At 59.1% G+C, this 17,625-nt stretch carries 15 protein-coding genes; 10 read left to right on the forward strand and 5 right to left on the reverse strand.

The window, feature by feature from the left end; genetic code table 11:
• Nucleotides 1-84 precede the first annotated feature (84 nt).
• Complete coding sequence (gene metG, locus ACYZTS_RS13080; RefSeq protein WP_461996305.1) at nucleotides 85-2,136, reverse strand: methionine--tRNA ligase; 2,052 nt, start codon at nucleotides 2,134-2,136, stop codon at nucleotides 85-87.
• 330 nt (nucleotides 2,137-2,466) lie between these two features.
• Here metG and apbC point away from each other — a divergent pair, with 330 nt between their 5' ends.
• Nucleotides 2,467-3,561 (forward strand): iron-sulfur cluster carrier protein ApbC, encoded by a 1,095-nt coding sequence (apbC, locus tag ACYZTS_RS13085; RefSeq protein ID WP_461996307.1) that lies wholly within the window; start codon nucleotides 2,467-2,469, stop codon nucleotides 3,559-3,561.
• 148 nt (nucleotides 3,562-3,709) lie between these two features.
• On the opposite strand, the gene ACYZTS_RS13090 is transcribed toward apbC, so the two are convergent.
• Complete coding sequence (locus ACYZTS_RS13090) at nucleotides 3,710-4,468, reverse strand: SDR family oxidoreductase (RefSeq protein ID WP_461996308.1); 759 nt, start codon at nucleotides 4,466-4,468, stop codon at nucleotides 3,710-3,712.
• A 164-nt stretch (nucleotides 4,469-4,632) separates the two neighbouring features.
• On the opposite strand from ACYZTS_RS13090, the gene ACYZTS_RS13095 reads away from it, so the two are divergent.
• The 9 genes from ACYZTS_RS13095 to ACYZTS_RS13135 all read left to right on the forward strand — a co-directional run bounded on the left by ACYZTS_RS13095 (nucleotide 4,633) and on the right by ACYZTS_RS13135 (nucleotide 12,036).
• The gene (locus tag ACYZTS_RS13095) at nucleotides 4,633-5,364 is read left to right on the forward strand and encodes a HugZ family pyridoxamine 5'-phosphate oxidase (RefSeq protein ID WP_461996310.1); all 732 of its coding nucleotides are present in this window, start codon (nucleotides 4,633-4,635) and stop codon (nucleotides 5,362-5,364) included.
• Between the two features lie 66 nt (nucleotides 5,365-5,430).
• Nucleotides 5,431-5,907, forward strand: coding sequence for an FxsA family protein (locus ACYZTS_RS13100; RefSeq protein WP_028622854.1), 477 nt, complete (start codon nucleotides 5,431-5,433; stop codon nucleotides 5,905-5,907).
• Between the two features lie 249 nt (nucleotides 5,908-6,156).
• Nucleotides 6,157-6,450: a co-chaperone GroES gene (locus ACYZTS_RS13105; protein ID WP_028622853.1), complete on the forward strand. Its 294-nt coding sequence runs from the start codon at nucleotides 6,157-6,159 to the stop codon at nucleotides 6,448-6,450.
• Between the two features lie 49 nt (nucleotides 6,451-6,499).
• Complete coding sequence (gene groL / locus ACYZTS_RS13110) at nucleotides 6,500-8,143, forward strand: chaperonin GroEL (RefSeq protein WP_028622852.1); 1,644 nt, start codon at nucleotides 6,500-6,502, stop codon at nucleotides 8,141-8,143.
• 172 nt (nucleotides 8,144-8,315) lie between these two features.
• Entirely contained in the window at nucleotides 8,316-8,999 is a 684-nt protein-coding gene (gene colR / locus ACYZTS_RS13115) for a two-component system response regulator ColR (protein ID WP_028622851.1), read from the forward strand.
• Entirely contained in the window at nucleotides 8,989-10,266 is a 1,278-nt protein-coding gene (locus ACYZTS_RS13120) for a sensor histidine kinase (RefSeq protein WP_028622850.1), read from the forward strand. Before colR ends, ACYZTS_RS13120 begins: the two co-directional genes overlap by 11 nt.
• 159 nt (nucleotides 10,267-10,425) lie before the next feature.
• A complete protein-coding gene (locus ACYZTS_RS13125) occupies nucleotides 10,426-11,094 on the forward strand; it encodes a class I SAM-dependent methyltransferase (protein WP_028622849.1) in 669 nt (222 codons plus the stop codon).
• A gap of 4 nt (nucleotides 11,095-11,098) precedes the next feature.
• Nucleotides 11,099-11,812 carry a lipopolysaccharide kinase InaA family protein gene (locus ACYZTS_RS13130; RefSeq protein WP_461996313.1) on the forward strand — a complete coding sequence of 238 codons (714 nt, stop codon included), beginning with the start codon at nucleotides 11,099-11,101 and terminating at the stop codon, nucleotides 11,810-11,812.
• 2 nt (nucleotides 11,813-11,814) lie between these two features.
• Complete coding sequence (locus tag ACYZTS_RS13135) at nucleotides 11,815-12,036, forward strand: hypothetical protein (protein WP_028622847.1); 222 nt, start codon at nucleotides 11,815-11,817, stop codon at nucleotides 12,034-12,036.
• A gap of 65 nt (nucleotides 12,037-12,101) precedes the next feature.
• Here the strand turns inward: ACYZTS_RS13135 and ACYZTS_RS13140 are convergent, their stop codons facing one another.
• The 3 genes from ACYZTS_RS13140 to ACYZTS_RS13150 all read right to left on the reverse strand — a co-directional run bounded on the left by ACYZTS_RS13140 (nucleotide 12,102) and on the right by ACYZTS_RS13150 (nucleotide 17,617).
• A complete protein-coding gene (locus ACYZTS_RS13140) occupies nucleotides 12,102-15,143 on the reverse strand; it encodes a multidrug efflux RND transporter permease subunit (protein WP_461996315.1) in 3,042 nt (1,013 codons plus the stop codon).
• Between the two features lie 12 nt (nucleotides 15,144-15,155).
• Nucleotides 15,156-16,304 carry an efflux RND transporter periplasmic adaptor subunit gene (locus tag ACYZTS_RS13145; RefSeq protein ID WP_461996317.1) on the reverse strand — a complete coding sequence of 383 codons (1,149 nt, stop codon included), beginning with the start codon at nucleotides 16,302-16,304 and terminating at the stop codon, nucleotides 15,156-15,158.
• 215 nt (nucleotides 16,305-16,519) lie between these two features.
• A complete protein-coding gene (locus ACYZTS_RS13150) occupies nucleotides 16,520-17,617 on the reverse strand; it encodes a DUF1513 domain-containing protein (protein ID WP_461996319.1) in 1,098 nt (365 codons plus the stop codon).
• Nucleotides 17,618-17,625 lie beyond the last annotated feature (8 nt).

The following is a 17,625-nucleotide window of genomic DNA, read 5'->3' on the forward strand; positions in this document are numbered from 1 at the left end:
TTTCTTGAGAGATATTCTGGGCCAGATATGAAAAATCCCACAGTCGCATCGGGCACGACTGTGGGATCGGTTTCGCGCAGAACCTTACTTGATACGCTGACCCGGCTTGGCGCCGCTGTCAGGGCTGAGCAGGTAGATTTCTTCACCGCCAGGGCCGGCCGCCATCACCATGCCTTCGGAAATACCGAACTTCATTTTCCGTGGCTTGAGGTTGGCAATCATCATGGTCAGCCGGCCATCGAGCTTGGACGGGTCCGGGTACGCGCTCTTGATACCGGAGAACACATTGCGTTGCTCATCACCGATGTCCAGGGTCAAACGCAACAGCTTGTCTGCGCCTTCCACGGCTTCGGCCTTGAGGATCAGCGCGACACGCAGGTCCACCGCGGCAAACGCATCAAAATCGATTTCCGGCGACAACGGGTCCTTGGCCAGTTCGCCGTTGCCGGCCGGTGCAGCGCTGCCGGTGTCGGTCTGGCTGGCGGTCAGGTCTTCTTTCGAGGCGTCTGTCATGGCTTGTACTTTCAAGGGGTCGATGCGGGTCATCAACGGTTTGAATTCGTTGAGCTGATGGTTGGTGAGCAACGTCGCGTGGTCGTTCCAGGTCAACGGCGCGACGTTCAGGAATGCCTCGGCGTCGGCGGCCAGCAATGGCAGCACCGGTTTGAGGAAGATCACCAACTGGCGGAACAGGTTGATGCCCAGTGCGCAGATGGCCTGGACTTCATCCTGCTTGCCTTCCTGCTTATTCAGCGACCAGGGGGCCTTGTCGGCAATCCACGCGTTGGCGCGGTCGGCCAGACCCATGATCTCGCGCATGGCACGGGCGAAGTCGCGGGCTTCATACGCTTCAGCGATGCTCGGCGCGGCCGCCAGGAATGCATCGGTCAGTTCCGGCGCGGCGTTGCCGGCCACCAGCACGCCAGCGTTGCCTTTGTGGATAAAACCGGCGCAACGGCTGGCAATGTTGACGACTTTGCCAACCAGGTCGGAGTTGACCTTCTGCACGAAATCTTCGAGGTTCAGGTCGAGGTCGTCGACGCCTCGGCCCAGCTTGGCCGCGTAGTAGTAGCGCAGGTACTCAGGCGAGAGGTGATCCAGATAGGTCCGGGCCTTGACGAAGGTGCCGCGGGATTTCGACATTTTCTGGCCGTTGACGGTCAGGTAGCCGTGCACGTTGATGCCGGTCGGCTTGCGGAAACCCGCTCCCTCCAGCATCGCTGGCCAGAACAGGGCGTGGAAGTTGACGATGTCCTTGCCGATGAAGTGGTACAGCTCGGCGGTTGAATCCTTGTTCCAGAACGCGTCGAAATCCAGCTCAGGCGTGCGGTCGCAGAGATTCTTGAAACTGGCCATGTAACCGATTGGCGCATCCAGCCAAACGTAGAAGTATTTGCCCGGCTCGTCGGGAATTTCGAAACCGAAGTACGGCGCATCGCGGGAGATGTCCCACTGTTGCAGGCCGGCATCCAGCCATTCGGCGAGCTTGTTGGCCACGGCTTCATGCAACGTGCCGCTGCGGGTCCAGGCTTGCAGCATGTCCTGGAAGTCCGGCAGTTTGAAGAAGAAATGCTGGGAATCCTTGAGCACCGGGGTGGCACCGGAGATGGCCGATTTCGGATCTTTCAGGTCGGTCGGCGCGTAGGTTGCGCCGCATTTTTCGCAGTTGTCGCCGTACTGGTCTTCGGTGCCGCATTTCGGGCAGGTACCCTTGATGAAGCGGTCGGCCAGGAACATTTTCTTTTCCGGGTCGAAATACTGAGTGATCGAACGCGTGGCGATGTGCCCGGCGTCGCGCAGCTTCAGGTAGATCTGGCTCGACAGCTCACGGTTTTCTTCGGCGTGAGTGGAGTGGAAGTTGTCGAAATCGACCAGGAAATCGGCAAAGTCGGCGCTGTGTTCAGCCTGGACGTTGGCGATCAGTTGTTCCGGCGTGATGCCTTCCTTTTCCGCGCGCAGCATGATGGCCGAACCGTGGGCGTCGTCGGCGCAGACATAAATGCATTGGTTGCCGCGGTGCTTCTGGAAGCGCACCCACATATCGGTCTGGATATATTCCAGCATGTGGCCAAGATGGATCGAACCATTGGCATAGGGCAGGGCGCTGGTGACGAGGATCTTGCGTGGCTCGGACATGGGGCTCGGCTACTTGATGAAACGGAGGTCGGCCACTATAAAGCGCCGGCGCATATTTTTCACCCCCGCCTCCGGCATCCACGGCCCTGTAGCAGCAGGCGAAGCCTGCGTCCGGCTGCGAAGCAGTCGTTAAACCGGACACCTTCGTGTTGCAGGTAAACCGAGTAGCCTGGATTTACGACTGCTGCGCAGCCGGACGCAGGCTGCGCCAGCTGCTACAAGTTTTGAGGTCAGCCCTGGATTGAAGACACATTCTGAAAGCATGCCGTCCAGACTTTAGAAAAGGTACGATACCCGCCTGATTTTCCAGTCTTGTAACCGGAGTTGCCCATGAGCGCCGTCAATCGCGCAACGGTGGAAACCGTCCTTCGCCAATACACCGACCCTTATCTGAACCTGGATCCGGTCAGCGCCGGGTGCGTGCGCAACATCGATATCCAGGGCGATCGCGTGAGCGTCCAGATCGAGCTGGGTTACGCCGCCAACCTGTTCAGGAACGGCTGGGCGCAACTGCTGCAAATGGCCATCGAAGGTCTTGACGGCGTCACCAGTGCTCGCGTCGACATCACCAGTGTGATCGCTGCGCACAAGGCTCAGGCGCAGATTCCAGGCCTGGCCAACGTCAAGAACGTCGTGGCCGTGGCCTCGGGCAAGGGCGGCGTAGGCAAATCGACCACCGCCGCAAACCTGGCACTCGCACTTGCCCGTGAAGGCGCCAGAGTCGGGATTCTCGACGCGGACATTTACGGTCCGAGCCAAGGCATCATGTTCGGCATTCCCGAAGGCACCCGCCCGCAGGTCAAGGAGCAGAAGTGGTTCGTGCCGATCGTGTCCCACGGCGTCGAAGTGATGTCGATGGCGTTTCTGACCGATGACAACACCCCGATGGTCTGGCGTGGGCCGATGGTTTCGGGCGCGCTGTTGCAGTTGGTCACGCAGACCGCGTGGGGCGATCTGGATTATCTGGTCATCGACATGCCGCCAGGCACCGGCGACATCCAGCTGACCCTGGCGCAGAAAGTTCCGGTGGCCGGCGCGGTGATCGTCACTACCCCGCAAGACCTCGCATTGCTGGACGCGCGCAAAGGTGTGGAGATGTTCCGCAAGGTCAACATTCCGGTGTTGGGCGTGGTGGAAAACATGGCCGTGCACATCTGCTCGAATTGCGGGCATGCCGAGCATCTGTTCGGTGAGGGTGGCGGGGTGAAGCTGGCCGACCAGTACGGCGTCGAGTTGCTGGCCTCGTTGCCGCTGGATATGGCCATCCGCGAGCAGGCCGACGGCGGCAAACCAACGGTGATCGCCGAACCGGACAGCCCTGTCGCCATGGTTTACCAGGAACTCGCGCGGCATGTCGGCGCACGAATTGTGTTGCAGGAAGCGGCATCGCCGGCGATGCCGACTATCACCATCAGCGACGATTGATTTACAGAAAGGATCGCTGCTTCATTATGTAGCAGCTGCCGAGGCACGAGGCTGCGTTGGGCTGCGTAGCGGCCCCCAGGGCGGTCCTTCGGACGCGCAACGCAGCCTCGTGCCTCGGCAGCTGCTACAGTGAAGTGGTGGTCTTGCGTTAAATCCGTAACCCGCCGTCCATCTCCAGAATCCGCCCGGTGTAATAGTCATTCTCGAAAATGTACGCCGCCGAATGAGCGATTTCCTCGGGCTTGCCCATGCGCTTGAGCGGTATTCCGGCGGTCATTTTATCCAGCGCTTCCGGCTTCATGCCCAGCGTCATCTCTGTTTCGATAAAGCCTGGCGCAATGCCCGCGACGCGGATGCCATAGCGCGCGAGTTCCTTGGCCCAGGTCACGGTCGCCGCAGCGACGCCAGCCTTGGCTGCGGAGTAGTTGGTCTGGCCGACATTGCCGGCGCGCGAAATCGAGGAGATATTGATGATCGCACCGCTGTTTTTTAGCTCGACCATTTTTGCCGCGACTTCACGGGTGCACAGGAACACGCCGGTCAGGTTGACGTCGATGACCGCTTGCCATTGCGCCAGGCTCATCTTGGTCATTTCGCCATCCTTGACCTTCAACAGCAGGGCGTTGCGCAAGATGCCCGCATTGTTGATCAAGCCATGGATCGCGCCGAAATCTTCGGCCACCTGAGTGACCATTTGCGTCACCTGGTCTTCATTGGCAACGTTGCACAAATAGGCGCGCGCCTCGACGCCCTTGGCTTTGCACGCGGCGACAGCGTCGTCGAGCTTTTCCTGGTTGAGATCGACAAGTGCCAGCCTCGCGCCTTTGCCGGCGAAATACTCGGCCATCGAACGGCCTAAACCCTGGCAACCGCCGGTGATAATGATTACTTTGTCAGTGAGTTGCATTCGCATGCCCCGGTAGCCGTTTTGAAGTGGTCTTCTTATTGGAAAGCCTCTCGATCTGCGCCGGCAGCGGCCTGGTTGCACGAGAGATTGCCCAGAAGGCGCAACGGAACTTGTCCCTGGCGCCTGTCCGTTTTTTCGACGGATTCTATATAAGGAGTCATAAATTGAGCGTTGAAGCGGCCAAGAATGCCCGAGAATTGCTTCTCAAGGAATACCGAGGGGTGCTATCGACCCACTCCAAAGCGATGCCTGGTTTTCCTTTTGGTTCGGTCGTTCCGTACTGTCTGGATGGGCAGGGGCGCCCGCTGATTCTGATCAGCCGCATTGCCCAGCACACCCACAACCTGCAGAAAGATCCAAAATGCTCGCTGTTCGTGGGCGAGCGCGGGGCTGAAGACGTACAGGCGGTCGGTCGCCTGACCTACCTCGCAAAGGCGCAAAAGCTTGAAGACAATTACGCCATCGACGCTGCGGCCGATCGCTACTACCGCTATTTCCCCGAGTCGCAGAATTATCATCAGGCGCACGACTTCGATTTCTGGGTGCTCGAACCTGTTCGTCATCGCTACATCGGCGGGTTTGGCGCGATTCACTGGGTCGATCAGCTGACACTGGCCAACCCGTTCGCTGGCAAGGCCGAAATCAGCATGGTCGAGCACATGAATGCCGATCACGCCAAAGCCATTGCGCACTACGTCGAACTCGCCGGATTACCGACGACCGAACCTGCGCAGCTTGCCGGCATCGACACCGAAGGCATGCACCTGCGAATCGGTCAGGCCCTTTACTGGCTAGCGTTTCAAGCACCATGTAATACGCCGACACAAGTGCGCGAAGCCTTGTTTTTTCTGGCTCACGCCGAAGATTGGCCGAAAAAGGAAGTGGCCGACGCTTGAATTCACGAAACGGCGACGTCATCTAGGGAAGACTGGCAAGGCATTCTTGCGTTGAGGAACCATTTGATGCGCCCTTTTTTATTGCTCTTTGTACTGTTCCCGGTGTTGGAGCTGTTCGTATTCGTCAAGGTGAGCGGGGCGATCGGGTTTTTCCCGGCCCTGCTGCTGGTGATTCTCGGCTCGATGCTCGGCGTTTTCGTGCTCCGTATCGCCGGTCTGTCCACCGCGCTGCGTGCGCGTGAAAGTCTCAACCGCGGCGAGTTGCCTGCGCAGACCATGCTGGAAGGTCTGATGCTGGCGCTGGCGGGTGGCTTGTTGATCCTGCCTGGCTTCGTTACCGACGTGCTGGGCCTGATCATGTTGCTGCCGATTTCCCGTCGTCTGCTGGCCAATAAAATGCGCCGGCGTGCCGAAGAGGCCGCGATCCGTCAGCGTGCGTTCGCCGATGATCTTCAGCCCCGCGGCGGTCCTGCTCCGCGTCAGCCGTTGGGCCGCGAGCCCGATGTGATCGAAGGCGAGTACGAACACCGCGATCCCAAGTAACACTTTTAACGTCACGGCGCCTTCGGGTGCCGTGTTCCGTTTTGGGGGCTCAAAGATGAAAAATTTTCGCCCCCCGCCCTTGTAATCAGCTTGTACGCCCTTATGTAACGGTCACCGCAAGGTTTCTGGCGAGCAACGCCAGACAGACTTCCGCGGTTCGCTTGACGAACCGCACCCGGCACCGCCGGATTTGTTTAACCCGCCGGGAATACACCGGCCGATGAAAACCACAATTAGGAGAGATCGACAATGAAGCTTCGTCCTCTGCATGACCGCGTCGTCGTCCGTCGCAGCGAAGAAGAAAAGAAAACCGCTGGCGGTATCGTCCTGCCAGGTTCGGCTGCTGAAAAGCCAAACCAGGGCGAAGTCCTCGCCGTAGGCCCAGGCAAGACCCTGGAAAACGGTGAAGTGCGTGCGCTGTCCGTGAAAGTGGGTGACAAGGTTGTGTTCGGCCCGTACTCCGGCAGCAACACAGTGAAAGTCGATGGCGAAGACCTGCTGGTAATCGGCGAAAGCGAAATCCTCGCTGTTGTCGAAGGCTGATTCCCCGCTCATTTTCCCGTTACTACAAAGTATTTAAGGAATATCGATCATGGCTGCTAAAGAAGTTAAATTCGGCGATTCCGCCCGCAAGAAAATGCTCGCCGGTGTCAACGTCCTGGCTGACGCAGTAAAAGCGACCCTGGGCCCGAAAGGCCGTAACGTGATCATCGAGAAGAGCTTCGGCGCTCCGACCATCACCAAGGACGGCGTGTCCGTTGCCAAAGAAATCGAGCTGAAAGATCGCTTCGAAAACATGGGCGCGCAACTGGTCAAAGACGTTGCCTCCCGTGCCAACGATGACGCAGGCGACGGCACCACCACCGCTACCGTTCTGGCTCAGTCGATCGTCAACGAAGGCCTGAAAGCCGTCGCTGCCGGCATGAACCCGATGGACCTGAAACGCGGTATCGACAAAGCGACCATCGCCATTGTCAAAGAGCTGAAAGCCCTGTCCAAGCCTTGCGCTGACACCAAGGCGATCGCTCAGGTCGGCACCATCTCGGCCAACTCCGACAGCTCCATCGGCGACATCATTGCCGAAGCCATGGAAAAAGTCGGTAAAGAAGGCGTGATCACCGTTGAAGAAGGCTCGGGCCTGGAAAACGAACTGTCGGTTGTTGAAGGTATGCAGTTCGACCGCGGTTACCTGTCCCCGTACTTCGTCAACAAGCCAGAGACCATGACTGCCGAGCTGGACGGTCCGCTGATCCTGCTGGTCGACAAAAAGATCTCGAACATCCGCGAAATGTTGCCAGTGCTGGAAGCCGTTGCCAAAGCCGGCCGTCCACTGCTGATCGTTGCTGAAGACGTTGAAGGCGAAGCCCTGGCGACTCTGGTTGTCAACAACATGCGTGGCATCGTCAAAGTTGCAGCCGTCAAGGCTCCAGGCTTCGGCGACCGTCGCAAGGCCATGCTGCAGGACATCGCTGTTCTGACTGGCGGTACCGTCATCTCCGAAGAGATCGGTCTGAGCCTGGAAAGCACTACCCTGGAACATCTGGGTAATGCCAAGCGCGTCATCCTGTCGAAAGAAAACACCACCGTGATCGACGGTGCCGGCGTTGAGACTGACATCCAGGCTCGCGTTCTGCAGATCCGTCAGCAAGTGGCTGACACTTCGTCCGACTACGACCGTGAAAAACTGCAAGAGCGTCTGGCCAAACTGTCCGGCGGCGTTGCAGTGATCAAGGTTGGCGCTGGCTCCGAAGTTGAAATGAAAGAGAAAAAGGCCCGCGTTGAAGACGCCCTGCACGCTACCCGTGCAGCCGTTGAAGAAGGTGTGGTACCTGGCGGCGGCGTGGCACTGGTTCGCGCTCTGCAGGCTATTTCCGAACTGAAAGGCGACAACGCCGATCAGGACGTTGGTATCCAGTTGCTGCGTCGCGCTGTTGAAGCGCCACTGCGCCAGATCGTTGCCAACTCCGGCGACGAGCCAAGCGTCGTTGTCGACAAGGTCAAGCAGGGTTCGGGTAACTACGGTTACAACGCTGCTACCGGCGAATACGGCGACATGATCGAAATGGGTATTCTTGACCCGGCCAAAGTGACTCGTTCGGCTCTGCAGGCAGCGGCTTCCATCGCCAGCCTGATGATCACGACCGAAGCCATGATCGCCGAGATCAAGGATGACGCACCAGCTGGCGGCGGCATGCCAGACATGGGCGGTATGGGCGGCATGGGCGGCATGATGTAAGCCAGCCTTACCCCTGTAAAAAGGCCCCGCCTGCGAAAGCAGGCGGGGTTTTTTATTGCCGGTCATCGCACATTGCAGGCGCTGGCGCCGCACGCAGTTCTGGCTCTGCGTCAAACTTGGCCTTAAGCTGCGCGGGCCGCGATGGCCGTTACTGTGTACGGAGGAGGTGCCCATGCGAATTCTGTTGGTCGAAGACAACCGCGACATTCTGGCCAATCTGGCCGATTACCTTGGGCTTAAAGGCTACACCGTGGATTGCGCACAAGACGGTCTGTCGGGCCTGCACCTGGCCGCCACCGAACATTACGACCTGATCGTTCTCGACATCATGTTGCCCGGGATTGACGGCTACACCTTGTGCAAACGCCTGCGCGAAGATGCTCGCCGCGACACGCCGGTAATCATGCTGACCGCTCGTGATCAGCTCGATGATCGTCTGCAAGGCTTCAAGTCTGGCGCCGATGATTACCTGATCAAGCCTTTCGCCTTGTCTGAACTGGCCGCGCGGATCGAAGCGGTCATGCGCCGGGCGCAGGGCGGTGGTCGGCGCAGCTTGCAAGTCGGCGATCTGAGTTACGACCTAGATACGCTTGAAGTGACCCGCGAGGGGCGCCTGCTCAAGCTCAACCCGGTGGGTTTGAAATTGCTCGCGGTGCTGATGCAGAAAAGTCCCCATGTGTTGCGCCGGGAAATTCTTGAGGAGGCGCTGTGGGGCGATGATTGCCCGGACAGCGACAGCTTGCGCAGCCACGTCCATCAGTTGCGCCAGGTGATCGACAAGCCATTCGCCAAACCCTTGCTGCAGACTGTGCACGGTGTGGGTTATCGCCTTGCCGAGGGTCGAGATGGAGTTTAGACAGAGCCTCGCCCAACGGATCATCATCGCCTTTGCGCTGATGAGCGCGTTGGTCGCGGGAGCCTTCGCCATGGGCATCGTGGCGACTGTGCACCTGGTGGAAGAAAAACTGATCTCGGCAGGCCTGGGGGGCGATCTTCAGCGACTGCTACTGATGGACAGCGTGTCGGACTGGAGCCACCGTCCCGAGCCGGACCAACTGTTTTATTTCAGCGGCGGGCCGGGCGACTTCGATGTGCCCAAGGACCTTCGGCACCTCGATTCAGGGTTTCACGAAGTGTTCCGTGAGCAGCTGTCGTATCACGCCATGGTCGAGATCGTCGACGGTCGACGTTATGTGCTGCTGCAAGACCAGAGTGATTTCGAAGAACGTGAGCGGGTCCTGTTTGCTGTGGTGCTGGTGGGCTTCGTTCTGAGCCTTGCGCTGGCGGTGTTCCTCGGCTGGATACTGGCGCGAAAAGTAATGGCGCCGGTGGTTCGACTGGCCCGCCAGGTGCGGCACCGCGACCAGTTATTGGGGCTCGCGCCACCGCTGGCACCGGACTATGCCGCTGATGAAGTGGGCGAGCTCGCCGTGGCATTCGACGCTACGCTTGGGCGCTTGCGCCAGGCGCTGACCCGTGAGCGCCTGTTCACCAGTGACGTCAGTCACGAACTGCGCACCCCGCTGATGGTGCTGGCCAGTTCCTGTGAATTGCTTTTGGAGAACCCTGGCCTCGACCAACGGGGCAGGGCCCAGGTCGAGCGTATCGCTCGCGCCTGCGGTGAGATGCGTGAACTGGTGCAAACCTTTTTGATGCTGGCCCGCACTCAGCGTGAAGACGTCAACGTCGCGCCCCAGCAGAACCTTAGTCAGGTCGCTGACAGCCTGCTCAATCTGTGGCGCGAGCCGATCGAGGCCAAAGGGCTGACGCTGCTTTTCGAGCCGGGCCATCCGCCCGATACGGTTTATAACGCCACACTGCTGCACGCGGTGATGGGTAACCTGCTGCGTAACGCGCTGCACTACACCGAGCAGGGCTTCATCCGTTTGACCCTGACGCCGAGCGGTTTCGCCGTCGAGGACAGCGGGGTAGGTATTCCCGAAGAGAAGCGCGAAGCGATGTTCGAACCCTTTGTCCGCGGCGCCGAAAAGCGCGGCGATGGCCTGGGTCTGGGGCTGTCGTTGGTCCAGCGGATATGTGAGAACCAGGGCTGGACTGTCAGCCTGACGACCATGGAGCCTCACGGCTGCCGCTTTCAAGTGGACCTGACCCTGATGGAGTGATGCTCGAAGTGAGCAAATACGGCCAGCAAAAATCGCATAAACTGTAAAATCCCGAAATAATTCAACATTTTACATGACGATTTTTTCACAAAGACATGACCTGACCGCGACACCCGGCTCCCTAGGCTGGTGTCATCAGAAGTTCAGGAGTCCTTGATGATGGCTGGCCCAATCAAACTAGATTTTTCCGACAAATACGACGACAAGCACGCGAAGAGTTATTTCCATAAACATCAGGACGGCCTCAGCCGCCGCATGTCCCACAGGCGCGACGAGCAGTTGGCGCGCAAGGCGCTGGCATTGGCTGGCGATCCGGGTTTGGTGCTGGACTTGCCCTGTGGCGCAGGGCGTTTCTGGCCCATGCTCGCGCAAAAGCCCAATCGCGTGATTATCGGCGCCGACAACTCAGAGTCCATGCTGAAGGTCGCGCAGCAACTACAACCCGCTGATGTGGTGAGACGGGTACAACCCTTGCACACCTCAGCATTCGAGATTGCGTTGCCGGACAACGCCGTCGACAGCATTTTTTGCATGCGTTTGTTGCACCACGTCGGTGATGCCCAGCATCGACTGGCCATCTTGCGTGAGTTCGAACGTGTCACCCGCGACAGCGTGATCCTGTCGCTTTGGGTGGATGGCAATTTCAAAGCCTGGAAGCGCAAGCGTTCCGAGCAAAAGCGTGATCAGGAAGGCTACCAGAATCGATTTGTGTTACCGGCTGCTACGGTCGAAAAAGAATTCGAGCAAGCGGGTTTCCGCATTCAGGAACAACTGGACTTTATACCGCTCTATGCCATGTGGCGGGTTTACGTATTACGCAAGAGGTAACGCGATGGCAGTGCAGTGTGCAGCAGGCACGAATGGTGCTTCCCAGGACCGGTTTGATTATTACTGGAATCAGCGCGGCGAATGGGTTGAAGAGCCCAATGTGCGTCGCGGCGGTGAAAGTGGTGTGCAGCGGATAAAAGGCAGTGATGGGCAATTACTTTACGCCAAGCGCCAGACTGGCCATATCTACCGCAGCTTGATGCACCCATTGGGCCGCCCGACGGTAATGCGCGAACAGGATGCGTTGATCGGCTTGCGTCAAATTGGAGTGCGCGTGCCAGAACTGGTTTTCTGCGGGGCCAAGCGCGACCCTGTGCATAAATGGCGCGCGTTACTGGTGACCAAGTCCCTGGACGGTTTCGAAGAAATCGAACACTGGTACGCCGGTGGTGGTCGCGAACGTCACGGCGAGGCCGTGCATGATCGGGTGCTCAAGGATCTGGCGGACAATTTGGCGCGGATGCACAGAGGCCGTTGGCAACACAGCTGCATCTACATCAAGCATGTTTTCGTACGCGTATCCGGTGAAGGCGACGCGGCACAGGTCGAAGTTGCTCTGATCGATCTGGAAAAATGCCGGCAGCGCCCCACCGCTTACCGGGCTGCTTCACATGACATGAAGCAGTTGCGTCGCCATTCGTCGTTCAGCACTGCCGACTGGAAGAAACTCGTCTACTTTTACGAGGCGGCGTTTGGCAGCGCTATCAAAGGTTTATAGCGATGAAACTAGAAATTGCACGAGGTTTGTTCCTGGTTGGAGCCTTGGCAGTTGCTTCTCTGGCGATGGCAGCTTGGGAGCAGCCGCGTACGCAAGTCCTCAGTTCATTCAATGAGGACGCCAGTTGTCCCTTGCCGCGGATTGCCAAGGCATCCGAGGCCACTCAGCCCGATCATGATTTGTTGTTACTCATGTTCGGGCTTTCTCAAGGATTGAAACCGTAGGATTGAAAAGATTGAAACCCCCATAAAAGGCCTCGCTCGTGCGAGGCCTTTTTTTGCCTGGAGCTTTAGTGCAGTCCCTTTTCAGATTTGTCCGGCTTGGCCAGCAGCGTATAAACACACGGCAACACGAACAGGGTGAACAAGGTCCCGATCGACATTCCCGTCGCGATGACCGTGCCGATGTCGAACCGGCTGACCGCGCCTGCGCCGGTGGCGATGATCAGCGGCACCATGCCGAACACCATGGCCGCCGTGGTCATCAGCACTGGACGCAGACGAATGGCCGCCGCTTCTTCGACAGCTTCGCGCGCTGACAGGCCCTTGTCCTTGCGCAGCTGGTTGGCGAATTCGACGATCAGTATCCCGTGTTTGCTGATCAGGCCGATCAATGTCACCAGCCCCACCTGGGTGTAGATATTCATGCTCGACCAACCCAGGAACAGCGGAATCAACGCGCCGCAAATAGATAGCGGCACGGTCACCAGGATCACCAACGGATCGCGAAAGCTTTCGAACTGGGCGGCCAGCACCAGGAAAATGATCGCCAGCGCCAAGGCGAAGGTCACCCACAGCGCACTGCCTTCCTGAACGTATTGGCGCGATGCACCGGCGTAGTCGACCGCAAACCCGGCAGGCGCCTCTTCCAGTGCGATCTGGCGCACGGTATCGAGGGCTTCACCCATGCTCACCAGCGGCACCCCGGAGAGGATGGCCGAGTTGAGCTGCTGGAACTGGTTCAACTGCCGTGGGCGAGCGCGGTCGGTGACCGTGATCAGCGTCGACAGGGCCAGCAAATCACCTTGGGTATTCTTCACGTAGTAATTGTTCAGCCAGTCCGGATTGTCGCGGAAAGGCCGTTCAACCTGCGCGATCACTTTGTAGCTGCGACCTTCGATGGTAAACCGGTTGATCTCCGCTTCCCCCAGCAACGTCGCCAGTGTGCCGCCGAGGTCTTGCATGGAGACACCCATCTGCGCGGCCTTGGCGCGATCGATATCGACCACCACTTCGGGTTTGTCGAACGCGAGGTCGACGTCAACGAAGGCGAATTTGCCCGACTCCATGGCGCGCTTCTTCACCCGGTCCATCACCTGCAACAACGACTCGTAGTCGCCTGCAGTATTGATCACGAACTGGAACGGCAACCCTTCACCGGTGCCCGGCAGGGATGGCAGGTTGAAGCCGAAAACCTGCAGGCCCGGGATGCTTTCCAGTTTCGCCTGAACCTCGGGCAGGATTTCCATTTGCGTTCGGTCGCGATCATTCCATGGCTTCAACAGAAATCCCCCGATCCCCGATTGCACGCCGGTGGCGCCATTGATCTGGAATGAAGAGTAGTACTCGGGGAAGGCTTTGAAGATGTCGATGAACTCGTCGGTGTAGGCGTTCAGGTAGTCGAGGTTGGTCGGTTGCGGCGCGCTGGCCAGCATGAAAATGATGCCTTGGTCCTCGTCCGGCGCCAGTTCCGATTTGGTGAACTTGAGCAGCACCGGAATCAGGCACAACACAATTACTGCAAAGACCAGCACCACCGGCCGCGTATTCAGGGTGCCGTGGAGCATGCGCTGGTAGCGGCGTTTGAGGCCTTCGAAAATCAGATCGAGACGATGCGCGAGGCCGCTGGGATTTTCGTCGTGCCGCAACAGGAAGGCGCACATCATCGGCGACAGGGTCAGGGCGACGACGCCGGAAATCACCACCGCGCCCGCCAGGGTCAGGGCGAACTCCTTGAACAGTGCACCGGTCAGCCCGGTGAGAAAACCGATCGGCGCGTAAACCGCCGCCAGGGTAATGGTCATCGAGACCACCGGCATGGCGATTTCCCGCGCACCTTCAATAGCGGCGTCGAACGGCGATTTACCTTCCTCGATGTGGCGGTGGATGTTTTCCACCACGACGATCGCATCGTCCACCACCAGGCCGATGGCCAACACCATCGCCAGCAAAGTCAGCAGGTTGATCGAGTAGCCCATCATTTGCATGAAGAACATAACGCCGATCATCGACAGCGGAATCGTCACCACCGGGATGACCACTGAGCGCAGCGCCCCGAGGAACAGAAACACGACCACGATGACGATCAATACCGCTTCGAACAGGGTTTTTACCACTTCGTCGATCGAGGCCTGAATGAACAGCGTCGCGTCGTAGGCAATTTCACCCTTGAGGTTCGGCGGCAGCTGGGCCTCGAGGTCCGGCATGATCTTGCGCACTTCCTTGATCACGTCCAGCGGGTTGGCGCCCGGTGTGGCCTTGATCCCGATGTACACCGAAGGCGTACCACCAAACGAACTGATGGTGTCGTAGTTTTCCGCACCCATTTCGACCCGCGCGACATCGCTCAGCAGTACGCGACTATCGCCGTCGACCTTGAGTGGAATCGCAGCGAAGGCTTCGGCAGATTTCAGCTCGGTGTTGGCGTTGATGCTGGTGACCACGTATTCGCCTTTCACTTCGCCTGCCGCGGAGAGGAAGTTGTATTGGCGCACGGCGTTGGTCACGTCGCTGGCGCTCAAGCCGAAACCGGCGAGTTTGACCGGGTCCAGCCACAGGCGCATGGCAAACACCTGATTGCCGAGAATCTCGGCTTCGGCCATTCCCGGCAGTGTGGCGAGTTTCGGCTGGATGACCCGTGAGAGGTAATCGGTGATCTGCGGGTTGCTCAGCTCCTTGCTGAAGAAACTGATGTACATCAGCGCCGAGGCGTCCGCCGCTTCCTTGCTCAGAACCGGATCTTCAGCGTCCTGTGGCAGCTGGTTCTTGACCTCGTTGGCCTTGGCCAGCAGCTCGGTGAACAACCGGTCACTGTTGGCACCGATGCGCGCATAGATCGAGATCACCGAGAAGTTCTGGCGACTGACCGAGGTCATGTAGTCGATGCCCTCGGCGCTGGCCAGGCTCTGCTGCATCGGCTGGGTGATATAGCCCTGAATGGTTTCGGCATTGGCGCCGGGGTAGGCGGTAGTGACCGTGATCAGGGCGTTTTCCATTTGCGGGTACTGGCGCAGCGGCAATTTGCTCCAGGCCTGAAAGCCGAGCAGAACAATCAACAGGCTGACCACGGTGGCGAGCACCGGGCGACGGATAAACGGGTCGGTAAAAGCCATGGGATTCCTTGATCAGTCCGCGCGCGGCGGGCTGTTCTGCTCGGCTAAGGTTTTGTCGTCGCTGATCGCAATGTGTGCGCCGTTGTCCAGTTTGATCTGCCCGGCGGTGACCACCTTCTCGCCGTTCTGCACGCCCTTGGTGATCATCACCTGGCCGTCGCGACGCTCGCCGGTTTCTATGAAGCGCCGTTCGGCGATCAAAATCGGCTGGCCTTTGTCGTCTTTTTCCAGGCCGCCATCCTCGGCTTTTTTCTGTGCGACCACATACAGCGAATTGCCGTAGAGCGTGTAAGTGATCGCGCTTTCCGGGACGACGATGCGTGGCTGCGGATTGGGCAGCAGCACTTGCAGACCGGCGAACATGCCCGGCAACAATTTACCGTCAGGGTTGGCCAGGGTCGCGCGTACCTGAACGTTGCGCGTGCTGTTCTCGACTTTCGGATTGATTGCACTGATGGTGCCGGGGAAGCTTTGCGTCGGGTATGCCGAAACAATGATCTGTACCGGTTGGCCGACGGCGATTTTCGGTATCGACTGCTCGGGCAGGAAGAAATCGACGTAAAGGCTGCTGAGGTTTTGCAGCGTGGCAATCACGGTGCCGCTGGCAAGGTAGTCGCCGACGTCCACCTGCCGAATGCCGATGGTGCCGCTGAACGGTGCGACGATGCGTTTTTTCGCCAGCGACGCCTTGAGCTGGTTGACCGTGGCCTGGTTCTTTTTCAGGACCGCCGACAGTCGGTCAAACTCACCTTTCGAAATGGCCTGACTGCCGACCAGTTGACTGCCGCGGTTGTAATCGACCTGAGCCAGGCCAAGGTCGGCCTGCGCGGTTTCCAGCAACGCGGTTTCCACGGCGCTGTCGAGCTGCACGATCGGTTGACCGGCCTTGACCTTCTGTCCTGACTGAAACTGCACGTCGGTGACGGTGCCGTTGGTCTCCAGGCTCAGGTCGACGCCTTGCAGCGCAGTCAGCGTGCCCACGGTGGGCAGACGCGCTTGCCATGGCCGTTCGGTTGCGGTGGCCACAGCCACGCTGATCGGCGGTTTCGGCGCGGAAAAGCCCTGGATCATCGTATAGATGGAAAAGGCTTTGTAAGCGCCCAGGACGAGGACGATCAGCAGAACAATACCCAACATGATCAGCATGCGGCGACGCAGCATATTTTCCAGTTCCTTGGAGAAATCAGGCAAGACAGGCGGGCACATTACTCCGAGTCAGTGGGGGTTTCCAGCGGGTAGCTTTCAGCGCTGGGCATACACCGAACTGTGGCGAGGGAGCTTGCTCCCGCTGGGCTGCATAGCGGGCCACGGTTTTTAGGGCTGCTGCGCACCCCAAGCGGGAGCAAGCTCCCTCGCCACAAAAATAACCCGGCAAGTCATATCAGATGAAGATGGTTGTCCCAGAGCCCTGCGGGCAGATCCAGCGGTTTTGCAACGAGATCTTTCTGACGGCAATCGTAGTACCGGCAGCGTCCCTGACCGGAGGTTACGACGAAGCCATCCGCCACCGCACCGACGCCAGCGCAATCGGCAAGCGGCGCATCCAGGCGCACTTCGCCGCTGTCCAGGTCCCAGATGAAAAAGCGGTTGCCCCGCGGCGCCGTTAACGCCACCAGACGCAAATCGCTGTGCACCGCGACGCTGGCGGTGTAATGCCCCATGGCTTGCAATTGATGTTCCGCCACTGGGAAGGGCATGAACGATTGGCCCGGCCGCTTGATCGCCAACAACTCCGACGATTCATGAGACGGGCCCATGAATTGCTGCCCGGCGACGATGGTGCCGTCGTCTGCGATGCCAAGGTGACGCACGCTGTTCATCTGCTGCGCGAGGGTCTCCTTGCTCAGCAGCGTGCCGTCGCGCTGCATCAGCACCAGGCTCGGCTCCATCGCATGGAGGTTCATCTCGACCCGGCTTTCCGCCTCGGTGCGAATCCCGCCGTTGGCCACGACCAGGGTTTCGCCATCCGGCATCCACGAAACCTGATGCGGGCCGATGCCATGAGTGGAAATCTCGCCGCTGTGCACCAGTCGCTCACCTTCAAACCTGTACACGCCGAGCAGGCCGCGACCCGGATCGGAAGTGTCGTTCTCGGTCGCATACAACCAGTCGCCGCTCTTGTGGATCACGGCGTGACCGTAAAAATGCCGGTTCGGCAGCGACGTCACGGTCTGCAGCAGTGTGCCGTCGCGCAGGTCGATCAGGTAGCTCTCGGTGCCCGGCCGGCGGGCGACGAACAGCGCAATCGGCAGCGTCGGGTGATTGATGATGTCGTGGCAACGCTGGCCGACTTCGGTGGCGAACGCCCGCGTGCCGTCCAGCCGATAACCGACGGCGTAATGCTTGCCGTCGCCGTCGTCACGCGCTGACAGCAGCAGAGGGCTTTTGTCCTTTTGCTTGAACAGCGTCCAGCCGCCCAGTGTCACTGCTCCCAGCAGCAAACTACCTAAAGTCAGAGCCTGACGTCGCAGCATCGCACTTG

This window comes from Pseudomonas sp. TMB3-21 (assembly GCF_054898145.1).

What these genes read in the sequence shown, in the direction of transcription:
- metG (WP_461996305.1), bottom strand. Translation starts at nt 2,136, where the DNA reads ATGTCCGAGCCACGCAAGATCCTCGTCACCAGCGCCCTGCCCTATGCC.
- apbC (WP_461996307.1), top strand. Translation starts at nt 2,467, where the DNA reads ATGAGCGCCGTCAATCGCGCAACGGTGGAAACCGTCCTTCGCCAATAC.
- ACYZTS_RS13090 (WP_461996308.1), bottom strand. Translation starts at nt 4,468, where the DNA reads ATGCAACTCACTGACAAAGTAATCATTATCACCGGCGGTTGCCAGGGT.
- ACYZTS_RS13100 (WP_028622854.1), top strand. Translation starts at nt 5,431, where the DNA reads ATGCGCCCTTTTTTATTGCTCTTTGTACTGTTCCCGGTGTTGGAGCTG.
- ACYZTS_RS13105 (WP_028622853.1), top strand. Translation starts at nt 6,157, where the DNA reads ATGAAGCTTCGTCCTCTGCATGACCGCGTCGTCGTCCGTCGCAGCGAA.
- groL (WP_028622852.1), top strand. Translation starts at nt 6,500, where the DNA reads ATGGCTGCTAAAGAAGTTAAATTCGGCGATTCCGCCCGCAAGAAAATG.
- colR (WP_028622851.1), top strand. Translation starts at nt 8,316, where the DNA reads ATGCGAATTCTGTTGGTCGAAGACAACCGCGACATTCTGGCCAATCTG.
- ACYZTS_RS13120 (WP_028622850.1), top strand. Translation starts at nt 8,989, where the DNA reads ATGGAGTTTAGACAGAGCCTCGCCCAACGGATCATCATCGCCTTTGCG.
- ACYZTS_RS13125 (WP_028622849.1), top strand. Translation starts at nt 10,426, where the DNA reads ATGGCTGGCCCAATCAAACTAGATTTTTCCGACAAATACGACGACAAG.
- ACYZTS_RS13130 (WP_461996313.1), top strand. Translation starts at nt 11,099, where the DNA reads ATGGCAGTGCAGTGTGCAGCAGGCACGAATGGTGCTTCCCAGGACCGG.
- ACYZTS_RS13135 (WP_028622847.1), top strand. Translation starts at nt 11,815, where the DNA reads ATGAAACTAGAAATTGCACGAGGTTTGTTCCTGGTTGGAGCCTTGGCA.
- ACYZTS_RS13140 (WP_461996315.1), bottom strand. Translation starts at nt 15,143, where the DNA reads ATGGCTTTTACCGACCCGTTTATCCGTCGCCCGGTGCTCGCCACCGTG.
- ACYZTS_RS13145 (WP_461996317.1), bottom strand. Translation starts at nt 16,304, where the DNA reads ATGCTGCGTCGCCGCATGCTGATCATGTTGGGTATTGTTCTGCTGATC.
- ACYZTS_RS13150 (WP_461996319.1), bottom strand. Translation starts at nt 17,617, where the DNA reads ATGCTGCGACGTCAGGCTCTGACTTTAGGTAGTTTGCTGCTGGGAGCA.